15 protein-coding genes are annotated in these 14,794 nt (G+C 63.1%); 7 read left to right on the forward strand and 8 right to left on the reverse strand.

The window, feature by feature from the left end:
- The first annotated feature begins 208 nt into the window (after nucleotides 1-208).
- On the forward strand, nucleotides 209-2,422 hold the full coding sequence (locus AC1DSF_RS17910; RefSeq protein ID WP_478125789.1) for a hypothetical protein: 2,214 nt from the start codon (nucleotides 209-211) through the stop codon (nucleotides 2,420-2,422).
- A 278-nt stretch (nucleotides 2,423-2,700) separates the two neighbouring features.
- Nucleotides 2,701-3,138, forward strand: coding sequence for a hypothetical protein (locus AC1DSF_RS17915; protein WP_478125790.1), 438 nt, complete (start codon nucleotides 2,701-2,703; stop codon nucleotides 3,136-3,138).
- Between the two features lie 247 nt (nucleotides 3,139-3,385).
- Here AC1DSF_RS17915 and AC1DSF_RS17920 read toward each other — a convergent pair whose 3' ends face one another.
- Genes AC1DSF_RS17920 through AC1DSF_RS17935 form a run of 4 tightly spaced genes read right to left on the reverse strand, consistent with a single transcriptional unit; the run spans nucleotide 3,386 to nucleotide 6,638 of the window.
- Complete coding sequence (locus AC1DSF_RS17920) at nucleotides 3,386-3,886, reverse strand: dihydrofolate reductase (protein WP_478125856.1); 501 nt, start codon at nucleotides 3,884-3,886, stop codon at nucleotides 3,386-3,388.
- Entirely contained in the window at nucleotides 3,887-4,717 is an 831-nt protein-coding gene (locus tag AC1DSF_RS17925) for a thymidylate synthase (protein ID WP_478125791.1), read from the reverse strand.
- Nucleotides 4,714-6,144 carry an FAD-binding oxidoreductase gene (locus AC1DSF_RS17930; protein WP_478183183.1) on the reverse strand — a complete coding sequence of 477 codons (1,431 nt, stop codon included), beginning with the start codon at nucleotides 6,142-6,144 and terminating at the stop codon, nucleotides 4,714-4,716. The genes AC1DSF_RS17925 and AC1DSF_RS17930 overlap by 4 nt, the downstream gene beginning before the upstream one ends.
- Entirely contained in the window at nucleotides 6,141-6,638 is a 498-nt protein-coding gene (locus AC1DSF_RS17935; protein WP_478125793.1) for a DUF2069 domain-containing protein, read from the reverse strand. Before AC1DSF_RS17935 ends, AC1DSF_RS17930 begins: the two co-directional genes overlap by 4 nt.
- Here AC1DSF_RS17935 and AC1DSF_RS17940 point away from each other — a divergent pair.
- The 3 genes from AC1DSF_RS17940 (at nucleotide 6,625) to AC1DSF_RS17950 (ending at nucleotide 8,972) form a co-directional block, all read left to right on the forward strand.
- Nucleotides 6,625-7,833 (forward strand): YihY family inner membrane protein, encoded by a 1,209-nt coding sequence (locus tag AC1DSF_RS17940; RefSeq protein ID WP_478125794.1) that lies wholly within the window; start codon nucleotides 6,625-6,627, stop codon nucleotides 7,831-7,833. The two genes, AC1DSF_RS17935 and AC1DSF_RS17940, sit on opposite strands and share 14 nt — an antisense overlap.
- 70 nt (nucleotides 7,834-7,903) lie before the next feature.
- Nucleotides 7,904-8,287, forward strand: a complete 384-nt coding sequence (locus AC1DSF_RS17945; RefSeq protein ID WP_478125795.1) for a thioredoxin family protein — start codon at nucleotides 7,904-7,906, stop codon at nucleotides 8,285-8,287.
- 22 nt (nucleotides 8,288-8,309) lie between these two features.
- The gene (locus tag AC1DSF_RS17950) at nucleotides 8,310-8,972 is read left to right on the forward strand and encodes an NAD-dependent epimerase/dehydratase family protein (protein WP_478125796.1); all 663 of its coding nucleotides are present in this window, start codon (nucleotides 8,310-8,312) and stop codon (nucleotides 8,970-8,972) included.
- A 33-nt stretch (nucleotides 8,973-9,005) separates the two neighbouring features.
- Here the strand turns inward: AC1DSF_RS17950 and AC1DSF_RS17955 are convergent, their stop codons facing one another.
- Both AC1DSF_RS17955 and AC1DSF_RS17960 read right to left on the reverse strand, forming a co-directional pair.
- Nucleotides 9,006-9,812 carry an alpha/beta fold hydrolase gene (locus AC1DSF_RS17955; protein ID WP_478125797.1) on the reverse strand — a complete coding sequence of 269 codons (807 nt, stop codon included), beginning with the start codon at nucleotides 9,810-9,812 and terminating at the stop codon, nucleotides 9,006-9,008.
- Nucleotides 9,812-11,122 carry an O-acetylhomoserine aminocarboxypropyltransferase gene (locus tag AC1DSF_RS17960; RefSeq protein ID WP_478145048.1) on the reverse strand — a complete coding sequence of 437 codons (1,311 nt, stop codon included), beginning with the start codon at nucleotides 11,120-11,122 and terminating at the stop codon, nucleotides 9,812-9,814. The genes AC1DSF_RS17955 and AC1DSF_RS17960 overlap by 1 nt, the downstream gene beginning before the upstream one ends.
- A gap of 137 nt (nucleotides 11,123-11,259) precedes the next feature.
- Here AC1DSF_RS17960 and AC1DSF_RS17965 point away from each other — a divergent pair, with 137 nt between their 5' ends.
- Complete coding sequence (locus tag AC1DSF_RS17965) at nucleotides 11,260-11,700, forward strand: CBS domain-containing protein (protein WP_478125799.1); 441 nt, start codon at nucleotides 11,260-11,262, stop codon at nucleotides 11,698-11,700.
- A 1-nt stretch (nucleotide 11,701) separates the two neighbouring features.
- Here AC1DSF_RS17965 and AC1DSF_RS17970 read toward each other — a convergent pair whose 3' ends face one another.
- Nucleotides 11,702-12,766: an adenosine deaminase family protein gene (locus AC1DSF_RS17970; RefSeq protein WP_478183184.1), complete on the reverse strand. Its 1,065-nt coding sequence runs from the start codon at nucleotides 12,764-12,766 to the stop codon at nucleotides 11,702-11,704.
- A gap of 35 nt (nucleotides 12,767-12,801) precedes the next feature.
- Nucleotides 12,802-14,019 carry a polyhydroxyalkanoate depolymerase gene (locus tag AC1DSF_RS17975; protein ID WP_478183196.1) on the reverse strand — a complete coding sequence of 406 codons (1,218 nt, stop codon included), beginning with the start codon at nucleotides 14,017-14,019 and terminating at the stop codon, nucleotides 12,802-12,804.
- Between the two features lie 115 nt (nucleotides 14,020-14,134).
- Between AC1DSF_RS17975 and AC1DSF_RS17980 the strand changes: the two genes are divergently transcribed.
- Nucleotides 14,135-14,791 (forward strand): glutathione S-transferase, encoded by a 657-nt coding sequence (locus AC1DSF_RS17980; protein ID WP_478125801.1) that lies wholly within the window; start codon nucleotides 14,135-14,137, stop codon nucleotides 14,789-14,791.
- Nucleotides 14,792-14,794: the final 3 nt, after the last annotated feature.

Below are 14,794 nucleotides of genomic sequence, written 5' to 3' on the forward strand. Positions count from 1 at the left end.
GGAAGGCGGGGCAGAAGCACGCATTGCACGCATGATGTACGACAACTCCTACACCAGAGGTCGACGCATGCTTTCTATTTAGGGAGCTTCCCTCCGTTGACCCGTTCTGCAGCGCCTCAACATAATCGCAGGCCGCCCCACTCATACGATGACTGATAACGTAAGTGTGCGTCGGCTCCGATTTATCACAAAGGCCAAGGAGACATCAATGTTTTCGCCACGCAAACAGCCCATTGCCATCGCGCTCGGCACGCTCACCCTTTTTCTCGCTGCCTGCGGTGGCGGCGGCAACTCCGGGGGGTGGATTCCACCGGCGAGCGGCGGCGGCGGCGGCGTCGGCGGGGGCGGGGGCGGAACCACTACCCCTCCACCATCGCAGTCCACCAATGCGAAATCGCTGCAAGCGATCGTCTACGGGTCAGCGGACACCGGCGTTCCCGAAGGCGCCGGCATCCCGATCACGATGATGGGCCAGATGCGTGCGCTCTTCGACCTCATCAAGAAGGCACCGGATTTCACGCAGGTGGTGATGGACCTGGGCGACGGCACCCCCGTCCACGTGCTCGACACGAACACGGGCGACAAATTCCTGCCCGGCAAGCTAGCGCTCGGCCTGTCGTACATCCTGATCGACATGAAGGCCAAGAACGATCCGCAGTACGCGGACTACCTGGCGACCTATCAGCGCGTCACGACGGCAATGATCACGCAGATGAGTGGCGCCAACTATCTCTATGCCAACACCTCGTGGGGCGAGTACTACTATCTTGTGGCGCTCACCAACCTGAAGGCGCGCGGCATGCTCAACGAGGTGTTCAGCGATGCGGTGCTCGCGACACTGGAAAAGCGCCTCACCTTCTGCGATATGTTCGGTCCGGACTCAAGCGGCAAGGCCGACACTTGCCCAACTGCCGGAACGCCGATCGACGTCACGACGCTCAACACCGCGCAGAACTACTACGCAGTCTCCTACGGCATTGCGGGATTGCGGCAGAAGCTCGGCTGGGGCAACCCCAGCTTTGCGTCACCAACTGATCCGACCGTCGCCACACTGGGTGCGCGCGATGCGCTGCTGCATACGCTCACGACTCACATCCGCAACGACTCATCGGGCGGGTTCTCCGACGAAGCCTCGAACACCCACGCCACCTACTACGATCAGGCGCGCTTCGATCGCTACAGCACTTTGCTGATCGCCGAAGTGACCGAGCGCACCTTCGAGATGGGGAACGAGGCCAACCTGACGGACGAACTCAAGGGCTACCTGCGCAAATCCGTCGACCTGATCCTTCCACAACTCAACACCAGCGGCGAAGGCTTCAACTATGGACGGTCGATCGGCCCATACGGCGATACGGCTTTCATGGAAATCCTGACAGCGGCCGCCAACGCGGGCGTTCTGACCGAGCAGGAAATGAAGATTGCCTATTCGTTCATCTACAAGGCGGCCTACCGCTACGAGACCTTCTGGTATGACCCGACCTTGCCCACGCCGTCGGTGAACATGTGGGTCAAGGGCCGCGGGACAGACGCATATCGCGGGAAGCCGCGCGTCATGGGCGAGAACTTCAGCCTGCTGCACCAGTTCATGTACGTAAACAACTGGTGGAACAAGCTGGGCTACGGCGGCAAGCCATCGCTCGATGATTCAGCTTTCCAGGCGTGGCTCGACACAACCCAGCCGCACTACACGCTCACCTGGTACAACCAGCCGTCCGACACCGCGCATCCATACAGCGCGGCGCTGATCAGTGTGCGTGACGGCAAGCGCGTGATCAACCTGAACCTGAGCCAGGCGCCCGACTACAACTCGTTCACGCCTTACTACCCTGTCCCGTTTGCGGACAAGCTGATCTACGGCACGACCGACCTGGGCTATGCACTGCTGGTTCCTCAAGTCACTTATGGCGGCAAGACGTACATCCCGGTCACTTACTACAAGAACCTGAATGTGCAGGAGACGAACGGACAGGTCGTCGTCTCGTTCGACACGACCAAGTTCAGGCAAGCGGCCAAGAACGCGCTCTACACGACCGACATCGATCTGCAAGCGCACACGGTCCTGACCTTCGCGCAGGGAACCATCACGCGCACCGATACGCTGAGTTCAGCGACCTTGGCCGGAAACATGTCGGTCGAGACCGACTTCACATCGTTTGCCGACTTCCAGAACACAGCGGCCGGCCCCGACGGTATTTCGGTGACTTACGCGAACAGCGATGCAACCGGCTTCGGCACGACGGGCTTCGACACCTGCGCTTTGTCGAACTTCGATTTGGCAGCGGGTGTCACGAATCCGCTGTCGACCACGCCGATCGGCCAGCTGCATTCGAAGTTCGCCTGCACGACAAATGCCTTTGTCATGACTCCGAGCACCAACCGCTCCTTCAGTTGGACGTTGAAGTACGCGGGCATGAGCTGATCGGGAAGGCGAGCTTGCCGGACGGCATCCCTGTCATGGGCGCCGCCCGGTCTGCCAGCCAGGCCATATCACGCGTAGCAGACTGACGACCGCGTTGATGGCCAGGGCTGTGCCCGACACCATCCCTTGTGCCGGAAAGCGCGAGGGAGCGGTGCTCTTTGAGACGACTCTGATAGGCCCGCCTCACATGCGGGAATACGATGAAAGTATTCAAAAAGAGGGCGACTCACGCAGTCGCCGTCCCTATCCAGATCAACTTGACGGACGCACCATCCCCTATGTACACCGATGCTCCCGCTCGCATTCTGAGTTCATTGAAGTCGTGCCTGCTCGCCTTGCGGCAAAAAGGTACGCAGGCCCGGCCGGTCACGGACATTCCGGCGACTTTCTTGGAGATGCAGGCCCGATTCATCCTGGCCCTGAAGGACCTCGAGGTGGAACGTGACGACGCCACTTGGCTGCTGCGGATCTCGCCAGCACAGTTCTCCGAGGCGCAGATCCTGTGCGTCCAGGACATGCTCGCGCTCGACGCTCCGGATTTTTGTCTCACGCTGGCCGATGCCATGGCGCCTTGCTCACTCCGCGGCCAACTCCTGCGCGGCCGCGGTTTCGAAGACTCTGAAGTCTGCCGCCTGCGCCGGCTTTGTCATCGCGCAACGATGCGACAGGCACGTGACCTCTGCTCCGTGTTGCCGTCGTCGTCGATGAGCGTGTAGGCGGCAGTTGCTTCGCTTCGGTCTGCATCCGAAGAACAGGAATTGCGCTCAATGCACGGCTGTGTGCGCTCTAACCCGGACTGCGGCCTCGCCCAGTCGCCCGGGCAGCCATTCGAACTCGATCTCTCAAGTGATTGCAGCAAGATTTCGGTTTCCGTTCCGCGCTCTGCGGGCACCATCCGCAGAAATGGTCGGTGAGAACGAGGGCGATTGATTCGGTGAGCGGCTTTTTTGCTGTCAGGGGCACTCAGCATCGTTCCAGCATGACGAAGCTGAATGCAAGCCCGCTGGCCGCCACGTGCGATTCGCGCGCAGTCTCGTGCCAACCGGCACCGAACGTCGGCGCCCAGGCATCGCCTTCAAAGTCGCGGGCGATCTCCGTAATGACTGCACGACGTGCCAGCGGTTCGGCTTCAGCGTAAATCTGCGCGCCGCCGATCACCCACGCTTCGGGCGCTCGATCTTGCTCGCAGAGCGACAACGCCTGCGGCAGGCTCGACACCTTTTCAGCGCCCGCGCTTTGCCAGTCCGCCTGGCGCGTGATGACGATGTTGCGGCGCCCGGGCAGCGGCCGAAAGCGCACGGGCAGCGAGTCCCAGGTCTTGCGCCCCATGATCACGGGCGCTCCCGCCGTCTGCTTCTTGAAGTGCGCCAGATCCTCCGGCAGGTGCCAGGGCATATGGCCGTTCAGACCAATCACGCCATTGGCGGCGCGAGCGAGGATCAGATTGATGCGAGTGCCCACGATTCAGACGGCGACTGGCGCCTTGATGGCCGGGTGAGGATCGTAGCCGACCACCTCGAAATCCTCGTACTCGTAGTCGAAGATGGACGGTGGCTTGCGCTTGATGACGAGCGTTGGATAAGGCCGGGGCTCGCGGCTCAATTGCAGCGCAACTTGCTCGGCATGATTGCTGTAGATATGGCAGTCGCCGCCGGTCCAGATGAAATCGCCGACGTCCAGATCGCACTGCTGCGCCACCATGTGCGTGAGCAGCGCATAGCTAGCGATGTTGAACGGCACCCCGAGGAAGATGTCGGCGCTGCGCTGATAGAGCTGGCAGCTCAACCTGCCGCGCTCGCCCGGCGCTTGCGGCGGCGCCACATAGAACTGGAAGAACGCGTGGCAAGGCATCAGCGCCATCTTCGACAACTCGGCGACGTTCCACGCGCTGACGATGATGCGGCGCGAATCGGGATTGCTGCGAAGCGTGTCGATCACCTGTTGGATCTGGTCGATATGGCCACCGTCCGGCGTGGGCCAACTGCGCCATTGCACGCCGTAGACGGGGCCCAGGTCGCCGTCTTCGCGCGCCCATTCGTCCCAGATGGTGACGCCTCGTTCCTTGAGCCAGTTGTTGTTGCTCGAGCCGGTCAGGAACCAGAGCAGTTCCTGGATGATGGACCGCAGGTGCACCTTCTTCGTGGTGACCAGCGGAAAGCCTTCATTGAGATCGAAGCGCATCTGGTAGCCGAACACGCTCTTGGTGCCGGTGCCGGTGCGGTCGCCTTTCTGCACGCCCGTCGTGTCGACGTGGCGCATGAAGTCTTCGTATTGCGAGCGGATGGGGCGGTTCATTGAAGGGTCTCCGTCCGGATCACACGACCCGGATTCAGGATGTTCTGCGGATCGAGCCCGCGCTTGATGGCACGCATCATGCCAAGCGCCACGGGCGATTTGTGTTTTTCGAGCTTGTCGACCTTGAGCGAGCCGACGCCGTGCTCGGCCGAAAACGAGCCGTCGAACTTTTCCACCGCGTCGTAGACGAGCGTGTTGATCCGGTCTTCGTGCTCGCGCAAGAAGGCGCCGTTGTCTCCGCCCGCCGGCGCCTGCACGTTGTAGTGCAGGTTGCCGTCGCCGAGATGGCCGAAGTTCACGAGGCGCACGCCGGGAACCTCCCGTTGCAGGAGCGCATCCGTGTCGGCAACGAAGGCTGGAATGCGCGACACGGCGATCGAGATGTCGTGCTTGATGTTGAGCCCTTCCTCGGCCTGCGCGAGCGGAATGCTTTCGCGCACGTGCCACAGCTGGTGCGCCTGCGTGAGGTTCTCGGCGACGACGGCATCCGTCACGCAGCCGCTCTCGAATGCCGTTTCGAGCAACGCCTCGAAGCGGGCGCGGGCGTGATCTTGGGATTCGCTGTCGGAGTTTTCGAGCAGCACGCAATAGGGCACGGCCGCATCGTCGATGAAAGGCACGCGCATCGCGGGGAAGTGCTTGGCCACGAGGCTCAGCGCGAAGTTGCCCATGACCTCGAAGCCCGTCAGACCGGGGCCGAGGCGCTTGTGCGCGAGGCCCAGAAGCGTCACCGCGTGCTCGAGCGACGGCACTGCCGCCCAAGCCGTGAGTTGCGCGGCCGGCAGCGGGTAGAGCTTCATCGTGGCGGCTGTGATGATGCCGAGCGTGCCTTCGCTGCCGATGATCAGGTCGCGCAGGTCGTAGCCGGTGTTGTCCTTGCGCAGCCCGCTGGTGCCTTCCCAGATTTCGCCCTGGGGCGTCACGACTTCGAGGCCGAGGCACAGATCGCGGGTGTTGCCGTAGCGCACGACCTGCGTGCCGCCCGCGTTGGTCGCGAGATTGCCGCCGATGGTGCAGCTGCCTTCCGCCGCAAGGCTCAGCGGAAATAGAAAACCGGCGTTTCGGGCCGCTTCCTGCAAGGTCTGAAGCACGCAGCCGGATTCGACGGTCATGGTGAGATTCGCGGCATCGATGCTGCGAATCGCATTCATGCGCTGCAGGCTGAGCAGCACCTGCTTGCCGCTGTCGTCCGGAATCGATCCGACCGCAAGGCCCGTGTTGCCGCCCTGCGGCACGATGGATGTTCCTTCGGCGGCGCAGGCCTTGACTACTTCGGCGACCTGCCGTGCATCGGCTGGCCGGACGACCGCCAGCGCCTTGCCGCGCGAGCGCTTGCGCCAGTCCTGTTCCCAGGCGGTGAGATCGCCTTCGGTCAGGACGTTCGATGCGCCCACGATGGCGCGGAGTTTGTCGATCAGGACGCTCATTGCGTCGCTCCTTCAAGGCCTCTGGCCACTGCGGCATGTCGCAGGCGCAGCCGGACGTGCCATGCGCAGGCAGTGAAGAGCGCGAGGCACAACACGACCTGCAACAGCGCCAGCATCTGGCTGACGTGATTCGTGTCGCTCCAGGCGCGCACCACGCCTTCGGTGAAATAAAGCCAGATCATCAGGCTGACCCAGCGGTACGTGTACATCCGGTTCTTCAACAGACCCGAGAGCGGAATCACGAGCGGCAGCACCTTGAGCGCCAGCCAGGAGCCGCCGGGGCGCAAGGGCGCCAGCCACAGTTCCCAGGCGAGCCCAAGCACAATCAGCCCGACGAGGCTGCCGACGGCCAGCCAGCGGGTCGCGGAAACGGATGCGGAAGGGGCGGAGGAACTGATCACAAGAGAAAAAAGTAGGGGCGTCACCGATCCAGAAATACCGCAGAACCGGCTCTGCGCGGCTGGGGTGAGCCAGTACGGCATGATACCGGCCATGAATTTCTGGAGGGACCTGCAAAACTTTCCCTGGGCCAACACTGCAGCGGTGCTCCGCGAACGTTTTCGGGAAGACAGGCTCGGTCTCACGTCGAGTAGCCTGACCTTCACCACGACGATCGCACTGGTGCCGTTCTTTACGGTGGCACTCGCGCTCTTCACGGTTTTCCCGATGTTCGCGAAGATGCAGGGCCGGGTGCAGCGGTGGCTGATCGAGAGTCTGATCCCCGACAACATCGCGCGGCAGGTGCTCGGCTACCTGAATCAATTTGCCAGCAAGGCGAGCGGACTGGGCGCAGCGGGCCTCGTCGTGTTGCTCGTCACTGCCGTCGCGTTGATCCTCACCATCGACAAGACGCTCAACAACATCTGGCGCGTGCGCAGCCCGAGGCCGTTTGCCCAGCGGGTGCTGATCTACTGGGCCGCCATCACGCTGGGGCCACTGGTGCTTGCGTTGAGTCTCAGCACCACGGCGGCTTTCTTTTCGGCTTCGCGCGAAGTATTCGGCGGCAGCGTGGTCAAGCTTCTGTTCGATGCCTTCGAATTCTTCCTGCTGGCGGGCGGTGTGGCGGCGCTCTATCGCTTTGTTCCGAACACGCACGTGAAGTGGACGCATGCGTGGGCTGGCGGGGTGTTCGTCGCGGCGGCGATCGAGATTTCAAAGCGCGTGCTGGGCTATTACCTCAGCTTGGTGCCCACTTATTCAGTGCTGTATGGCGCCTTTGCGACGGTGCCGATCCTGCTGGTGTGGATCTATGTGGCGTGGTTGATCGTGCTTTTTGGCGCGGTGATCTCAGCCTATCTGCCGAGCCTGTTGGCCGGCGTGGCGCGCCGCGGCGGCGCGGCGGGATGGCCCTTGCAACTGGCCATCGAAGCCCTGCAGCACCTGGCCGATGTCAGGGCAACGCCGGTAAAGGGACTGGGCGCGGCTGAACTGGTGGCGCGGATGCGCGTCGATGCACTCCAGCTTGCGCCGGTGCTCGAAACATTGGTGGCCATCGACTGGATCGCGCAGATTGCCGAGGACAAGAACGACGAGGATCCGCGCTTCGTGCTGCTGGCGGAACCGGCCATCACGCCGGTAGAGCCATTGCTCGTGGATTTGCTCATGCCGCAGGCACCGCCGCTCGACAGCCTCTGGCGCAAAGGCCCTTTGATCGGGCTCCGGCTGCAGGATCTGCTGGTCTATCGATAATGGCGGCGAACGCTCCGTCGATCCCGACCATCCGTCGACGACTCCGACCGCATCAACGACCGAACTGGCCTTGACCGACTCAACAACTTCAGCAGCCTCCGAGACGACTGGCGATCCGCTGTGGGTCGTTTGCCTGTGCGCCGAATGGTGCGGCGCCTGCCGCGAATACCGGCCGCTGTTCGAGCAGGTGGCGCGCGCGCATCCGCAGTTTCGCTTCGCCTGGGTCGATGTGGAGGACCATGCAGACGTGGCGGACGACTTCGACGTCGAGACCTTTCCGACGATGCTGATCGCGAACCGCGACGGCACGCGCTTTCTCGGCCCCTTGCTGCCGCACGCCGAAACGCTTGCGCGCCTGCTCACCGCTTTGCAGCCGCCGCAGGCTTCCACTCCCGAAGTTCATACGCTCCTGAGTGCGCTGAGGCGCGAACCTGAAACCTTTTCGGTCGCCTGAAGCGATCCGTCGAAAGCGCCCGATGAGAATCATGATTTTTGGCGCCACCGGAATGGTGGGGCAGGGCGTGCTGCGCGAGTGCCTTGTCGACGGCGATGTAACCCAAGTGCTGAGCGTCGGCCGCAGACCGCTCGGCGAGCAACATCCCAAGCTGCGCGAACTCATCCTGCCGGACCTGACCGACTACACGGCCGTCGAAGACCAACTCACCGATTTCGACGCCTGCTTTTTCTGCCTGGGCGTTTCCTCGGTCGGCATGAAAGAAGAAGACTACCGCCGCATCACTTACGACCTCACCTTGGCGGCGGCGCAAACGCTGGCGCGCCTGAATCCGCAGATGACTTTCGTCTATGTGTCGGGCGCGGGGACCGACAGCACGGAGCGCGGCCGGGTCATGTGGGCGCGCGTCAAGGGCGCGACGGAAAACGCGCTGATGCGGCTTCCCTTCAAGGCGGCGTACATGTTCCGGCCGGGGTTCATCGAGCCGATGCATCGCGTGCGGTCGAAGACGGCGCTCTACCAGGCCGTGTACGTGATCGCCCGGCCGATCTTTGGCCTGCTTCGCCGGTGGATGCCCGACCGGGTCACGACGACCGTGCAGGTTGGACGCGCGATGCTCGTGGTTGCCAAGCGCGGTGGCCCCGCACCATTGATCGAAGTGCCCGACATCAACGCGCTTCGCTGAAGCTGCCGAGGCAACCACAGCAGCCGCCCGCCCTCAGTTCTTGAGGAAAGCGTTCAGCGCGAACAGCACTTCGTCCGGCGCTTCGGACATCAGTGCGTGCCCGGCATTCACTGTCACGACTTTGGCGCCGCGCGCTTTCGCAATCAGAGTTTTCGCAGCGCGTGGTGGCGTCATCTGGTCGGCGGCACCCAGCACGAAGAGCATTGGGCATTGCACCTTTGCCATCGCTTCTTCGCCATTGGCATAGTCGTTGCAGGCCCTGAAGCCCATGTGAAAGACATTGGCGCTTGTATTGCTTGCCAGCACTCGCCGCATCAGCGCGCGAGAGCCGCCGTAGAGCCAAGTCCCTGGACCGAGCGATGACGGTGGCGGTGCGAGAAGCGAATGCGAAAAGTTGTTGACCATCGCGATCGCCCGCTGCGGATCGTTGAGCGCTCCATCGAGCAGGGCGGGCGACACCGTCATCGGATAGGCCGTGCCGACCAGCGCGAGGTGGCTGACGCGCTCCGGCGCGCGCGCAGCGGTTTCGAGCGCGATCAATGAGCCGAAGCTGTGACCGACCAGCGCCGCCTTCTTGACCCCGGCCGCATCGAGCAGGCCGATGACGAAGCCGGACGCGTCTTCGACGGTCGCCGGCGGCGGCCCTTCGCTTTTGCAGTGGCCGGGCAGATCCACCGCCAGCACGTTCCATCCATGGTTGGCGAACCAGCGGCTCTGGAGAATCCAGACGCTGTGATCGTTGAGCACACCGTGGATGAAGACAACCGTAGGTTTTGCAGGGTCGAGCGTCTTGCCGCCCGTGTAGCAATAGGTGGCGTGGCCATTGACGAGCAGTTCCATCAGGCACCCGCCTTTTCTGCCGCTTTCAGCGCGCGCTTGAGATCCTCAATGAGGTCGGCAGGGTCTTCCAGGCCGATCGACAGGCGGATCGTCCCCTGCGAAATACCCGCGCTTGCGAGTGCTTCGTCAGTCATCCGGAAATGCGTCGTGCTCGCTGGATGAATCACCAGGCTGCGGCAGTCGCCCACGTTGGCGAGATGGCTGAAGAGCTTGAGCGCTTCGATGAACTTCTTGCCCTGTTCGCGGTTGCCCTTGAGATCGAAGCTGAAGACAGAGCCGGCGCCTTTTGCGCCATGGCGCAGCAGCTTGCCCGCAAGTGCATGGCTGGGGTGCGATTCGAGCAGTGGATGCCCCACACGGGCGACGAACGGGTGCGAGGCAAGAAACTCCACGATCTTTTGCGTGTTGTCGATGTGGCGTTCCATGCGCAGCGGCAATGTCTCGATGCCTTGCAGGATCAACCATGCGGTGTGCGGGCTCATCGATGCGCCGAAATCGCGCAGCCCTTCGCGCCGAGCCCGCAGCAGGAACGCGCCGACGGTGCTTTCCTCGCTGAAGACCATGTTGTGAAAGCCGTCGTAGGCCTCGGTCAGCTCCGCAAACTTGCCCGAGCGCTCCCAGTCGAAGTTGCCGGAATCGACCACGACTCCGCCAATGACGGTGCCATGGCCCGACAGGAACTTCGTGGCGGAGTGGTAGACGAGGTCAGCGCCCCAGTCGAAGGGCTTGATGAGGTAGGGAGAAGTCAGCGTCGAGTCCACCAGCAGCGGCACTTTGGCTGCGTGGGCGATCTCGCTGACCGCGGGGATGTCCAGCACGTCAAGGCCGGGATTTCCGACCGTCTCCCCGAAGAGCAGCTTGGTTTCCGGCCGGATGGCGGCCCGCCAGCCGTCGAGATCACCCGGCTTGACGAAGGTGGTCTGGATGCCAAATCGGCGCATCGTGTAGTGCAAAAGATTCTGTGAGCCGCCGTAAAGCGCGGTGCTCGCCACGATGTGCGAACCGGCGCCCATGAGGGTCGCGATCGACAGATGCAGCGCCGCCTGTCCGCTCGCGGTGGCGATCGCGCCGATGCCGCCTTCGAGCGCCGCGACGCGCTGTTCCAGCACCGCGTTCGTCGGATTGCTGATGCGCGAATACACGTGGCCTGCGCGCTCCAGGTTGAAGAGCGCCGCCGCGTGGTCGCTCGACTCGAAGACGAAAGAGGTGGTCAGGTGGATCGGTACCGCGCGTGCGCCGGTGGCGGGGTCGGGCGCTGCGCCGGCGTGCAGTGCCAGCGTGTCGAAGCCGGGGTCGGAATAGCCGGGCATGAGGACCTTTCAGTGACGTTGCTGCAATGCCCCGTTACGCGCGCAATCCCTGCGACGCCGTCGTGGGCCTGTGGATGGGCGGTGATTGYGGGCTATATTCAAATCGGCACGCCGCCGAGCAAGTGAGGAGCAACACGATGAAAGTCAGCGATATCCTGCGCGTCAAGGGCAACACGCTCTACACGGCCACGCCCGATCAACCCCTGGCCGATGCCGTTACCACCATGGCCGAGAAGGACATCGGCTCGCTCGTCGTCATGGAGCATGGCGATCTGGTCGGCATGCTGACCTTCCGCGAAGTGATCCTCGCCATCGTCGCCAACGGCGGCCAGGTCGGCGGCACCCTGATTCGCAAGGCGATGGACGACCATCCCGTCACCTGCACGCTGGAAACCGATCTCGACGAAATCCGCCGCATCATGCTGGAGCGCCACGCGCGCTACATGCCCGTCATGGACAAGCGCATGCTCATGGGTGTGATCAGCTTCTACGACGTCGCAAAGGCCGTGGTGGACAGCCAGAACTTCGAGAACAAGATGCTCAAGGCTTACATCCGCGACTGGCCCGCGGAGGAATAGCTCAAAAGCGGGTGCGCAGCGCGTCGAACTCGGCGCTCCATTCCCCGCGCCATTTCCGGCGCTGCGCCTCGTCGATCCACGCGCCGTCCAGGCCATTCAGCATGAAGCCTCGCAGGTCGTCGCGGCTGAACCCAAAATCTCGAACCATCATCAACCACGCTTGCGTGGGCGTGACCTTGTGCAGGGTTGGGTCGTCCGTATTGGGGTGAATGCGAAGGCCGAGCCCAGGCATGCGGCGGATCGGATGGTCGAGCGCCCATCGCTCGGGCGGCAGGGTCCGCAAGTAGTACGAGTTGGTCGGCACGACCGTGAAGATCACGCCCCGCTCCGCGCACTCCCGCGCGAATTCGGGGCGGTCGACGACGGTGTAGCCGTGGTCGATGCGATCGACCTTCAGTACGTCGAGCGCGGTACGCACATTCGTCCACGGCATGCCGAATTCGCCGGCATGCGCGGTGGTCTTCAGCCCGGCGCGTCGCGCGTCGCTGTAAGCCTGCATGAACAGTTCCGGCGGACGATCGTTTTCGCGGTAGTCGATGCCGATGCCGATGACTTCATCGCAGCGGTTGCCAACGACCCATTGCACCATCTCGACAGCTGCTTCGGGGCTGGCCTCTCGATCGATGGCCGCGATCAGGCGGCTTGTGATGCCGAACTGCTGTTCGGCGTCGTGGATGGCGCGCACGATCGCGTCTTGCGCCTTTCGATAGCCGATGCTTGATTGATGCACGGTCCCGGTCGGATTCCAGAAGAACTCGCTGTAGCGAACGTTGTGGCTGGCGGCATCCTGAAGGTATTCGAGCGTGAGCCGATGCAGGTCGTCCGCACCTCGAACCAGATGCGAATCGAGCGCTCGGAGCACCCTCAAGACGCCGACCGGCTTTTCACCCCGTGTGTAGAAGCTTTCGATTTCACCGTCGGCCAGTGGCGCGCCGGCAGCGCGATTGAGTGCGGCGAAAGTGTCATGCCGAACGGTGCCGAACAGATGGCAATGCAGTTCGACCTTTGGAATCGCGTGGAGGAATGATTCGAGCGGTGAAGCGGGGTCGTGTGCGGGCTGGGTCATGACGCACAGTCTAGGCCGGCGGGCCGGCTCCTGCGCTAGTGCAACTCCGCAGCCGCATGAATCGTCTCCCGCACGCGCGGGTAGATCTGTGTGTTCCATTTGCTGCCGCTGAAGACACCATAGTGCCCGACGCCGGCTTGCAGGTGATGGGTCTTGAGATACGGTCGCACGCCAGTGCACAGGTCCTGCGCGGCCACCGTCTGGCCGACCGCGCAGATGTCGTCGCGCTCGCCTTCAACCGTCAGCAGCGCAGTGCGGCGGATCGCTGCGGGGTTGACCTTGCGCTCGCCCACGGTGAGTTCTCCGCGCGGCAGATCGTAGGTCTGGAAGACCCGCTCCACTGTTTCAAGATAAAACTCCGCCGGCAGATCATTGACCGCCAGGTATTCGTCATAGAACATGCGGATGGTCGTGGCCTGTTCGATTTCGCCGTCGATCAGATGCTGGTACAGCTTCCTGAACTGCTGCTTGTGCCGATCCGGGTTCATGCTCATGAACGCGCTGAGCTGCAGGAAGCCGGGGTACACGCGGCGCATCATTCCTGCGTGCGGCCAAGGCACGCGGCTGATCAGGTTGCGCTCGAACCAGCTGATGGAGCGGTCGGTGGCGAGTTTGTTCACCATGGTCGGATTGATGCGGCAATCGACCGGGCCAGCCATCAGCGTGAGGCTGCGCGGTGTCGCCGGGTTGTCGTCTTCGGACATCAGCGCGGTGGCAGCCAGCGCCGCGACGCAGGGCTGGCACACGGCCACCATGTGCACGCCCGGACCGATCGCCTCCAGAAACGCAATGATCTGCAGCGTGTACTCGTCCAGCCCGAAACCGCCATGCCAGAGCGGCACGTCGCGCGCGTTGTGCCAGTCGGTCACATAGACATCGTGGTCGCGCAGCAGCGTGCGCACGGTTTCGCGCAACAACGTGGCGAAATGGCCCGACAGTGGTGCGGCCAGCAACACCGGCGGATGCACCGCCGTGGTGTCCTTGCGAAAGTGCAGAAGGGTCCCGAAGGGGGCAGCCAACGCAGCTTCTTCGTGGACGGCGACTTCTTCGCCGTCGACCATGACGCTGTCGATGCCGTAGGCCGGACGTGTGTGCGTGAGCCGCAAGCGTGAATAGACCTCCATCGCCGCCGAGATGCGGCGAGCCATGCTGCGGTCCGAATGCGGATGCCACAGCGCGCTGCCGAGGTATTGCGCCGCAAGCCGTGACGGCGAAAGCAAGTCGGCGTTGGTTTGATAGGCCCGATACAGCATGCCCGTGACGCAGGCAAGTTGCGGGCCAAGTTCCGCGACATGTCGCGCGCCGCGCACCTTTCTGGCACAAGCCTTGCACGGCTGCATGGCCGATCCGGCAATGAGGAGCGTCAGCATGGCCAAACCCGTTCTCACCATCAGCAGCAAGAACTACGGCGCGTGGTCGCTGCGCGGCTGGCTGATGTGCCGCCTTGCCGGACTCGATTTTTCGGAAAAGGTGATCCCGCCCGATGACCCGGCAATGAAGGCGGAGATGCTGCTGCTCTCGGCTTCGATGCTCGTGCCGTCACTGCAGCATGGCAACGTGAAGGTGTGGGACACGCTTGCCATCGGCGAATACCTCAACGAGATCAAGCCCAAGGCCGGCCTTCTGCCCGCCGATGCCAAGGCGCGCGCGCATTGCCGGGCAATTTGCGGTGAGATGCATTCGGGCTTCAGCGCGATGCGCGGATCGCTGCCGATGAACGTCAAGGCCAAGTTTCCGGGCTTCAAGATCTGGTCGCGTGCGCAGACCGATATCGACCGCATCGTCGAGATCTGGCGCGAGTGCCTTTCGGCTTACGGCGGTCCATTCCTTTTCGGCGAGACACCGTGCATGGCCGATGCGATGTATGCGCCGGTGGTGACGCGCTTCATGACTTACGACGTACACCTCGATCGAACCTGCGCCGCCTACTGCAAGCGCATCGCCGAACTGCCCGCGATGCAGGAGTGGATCAAGGCGGCCAAGCAGGAGCCCGAAGAAATCGACGAGCTCGACGCTGAGTTCTGAATC

It is taken from the genome of Variovorax sp. 01N429 (genome assembly GCF_056399425.1).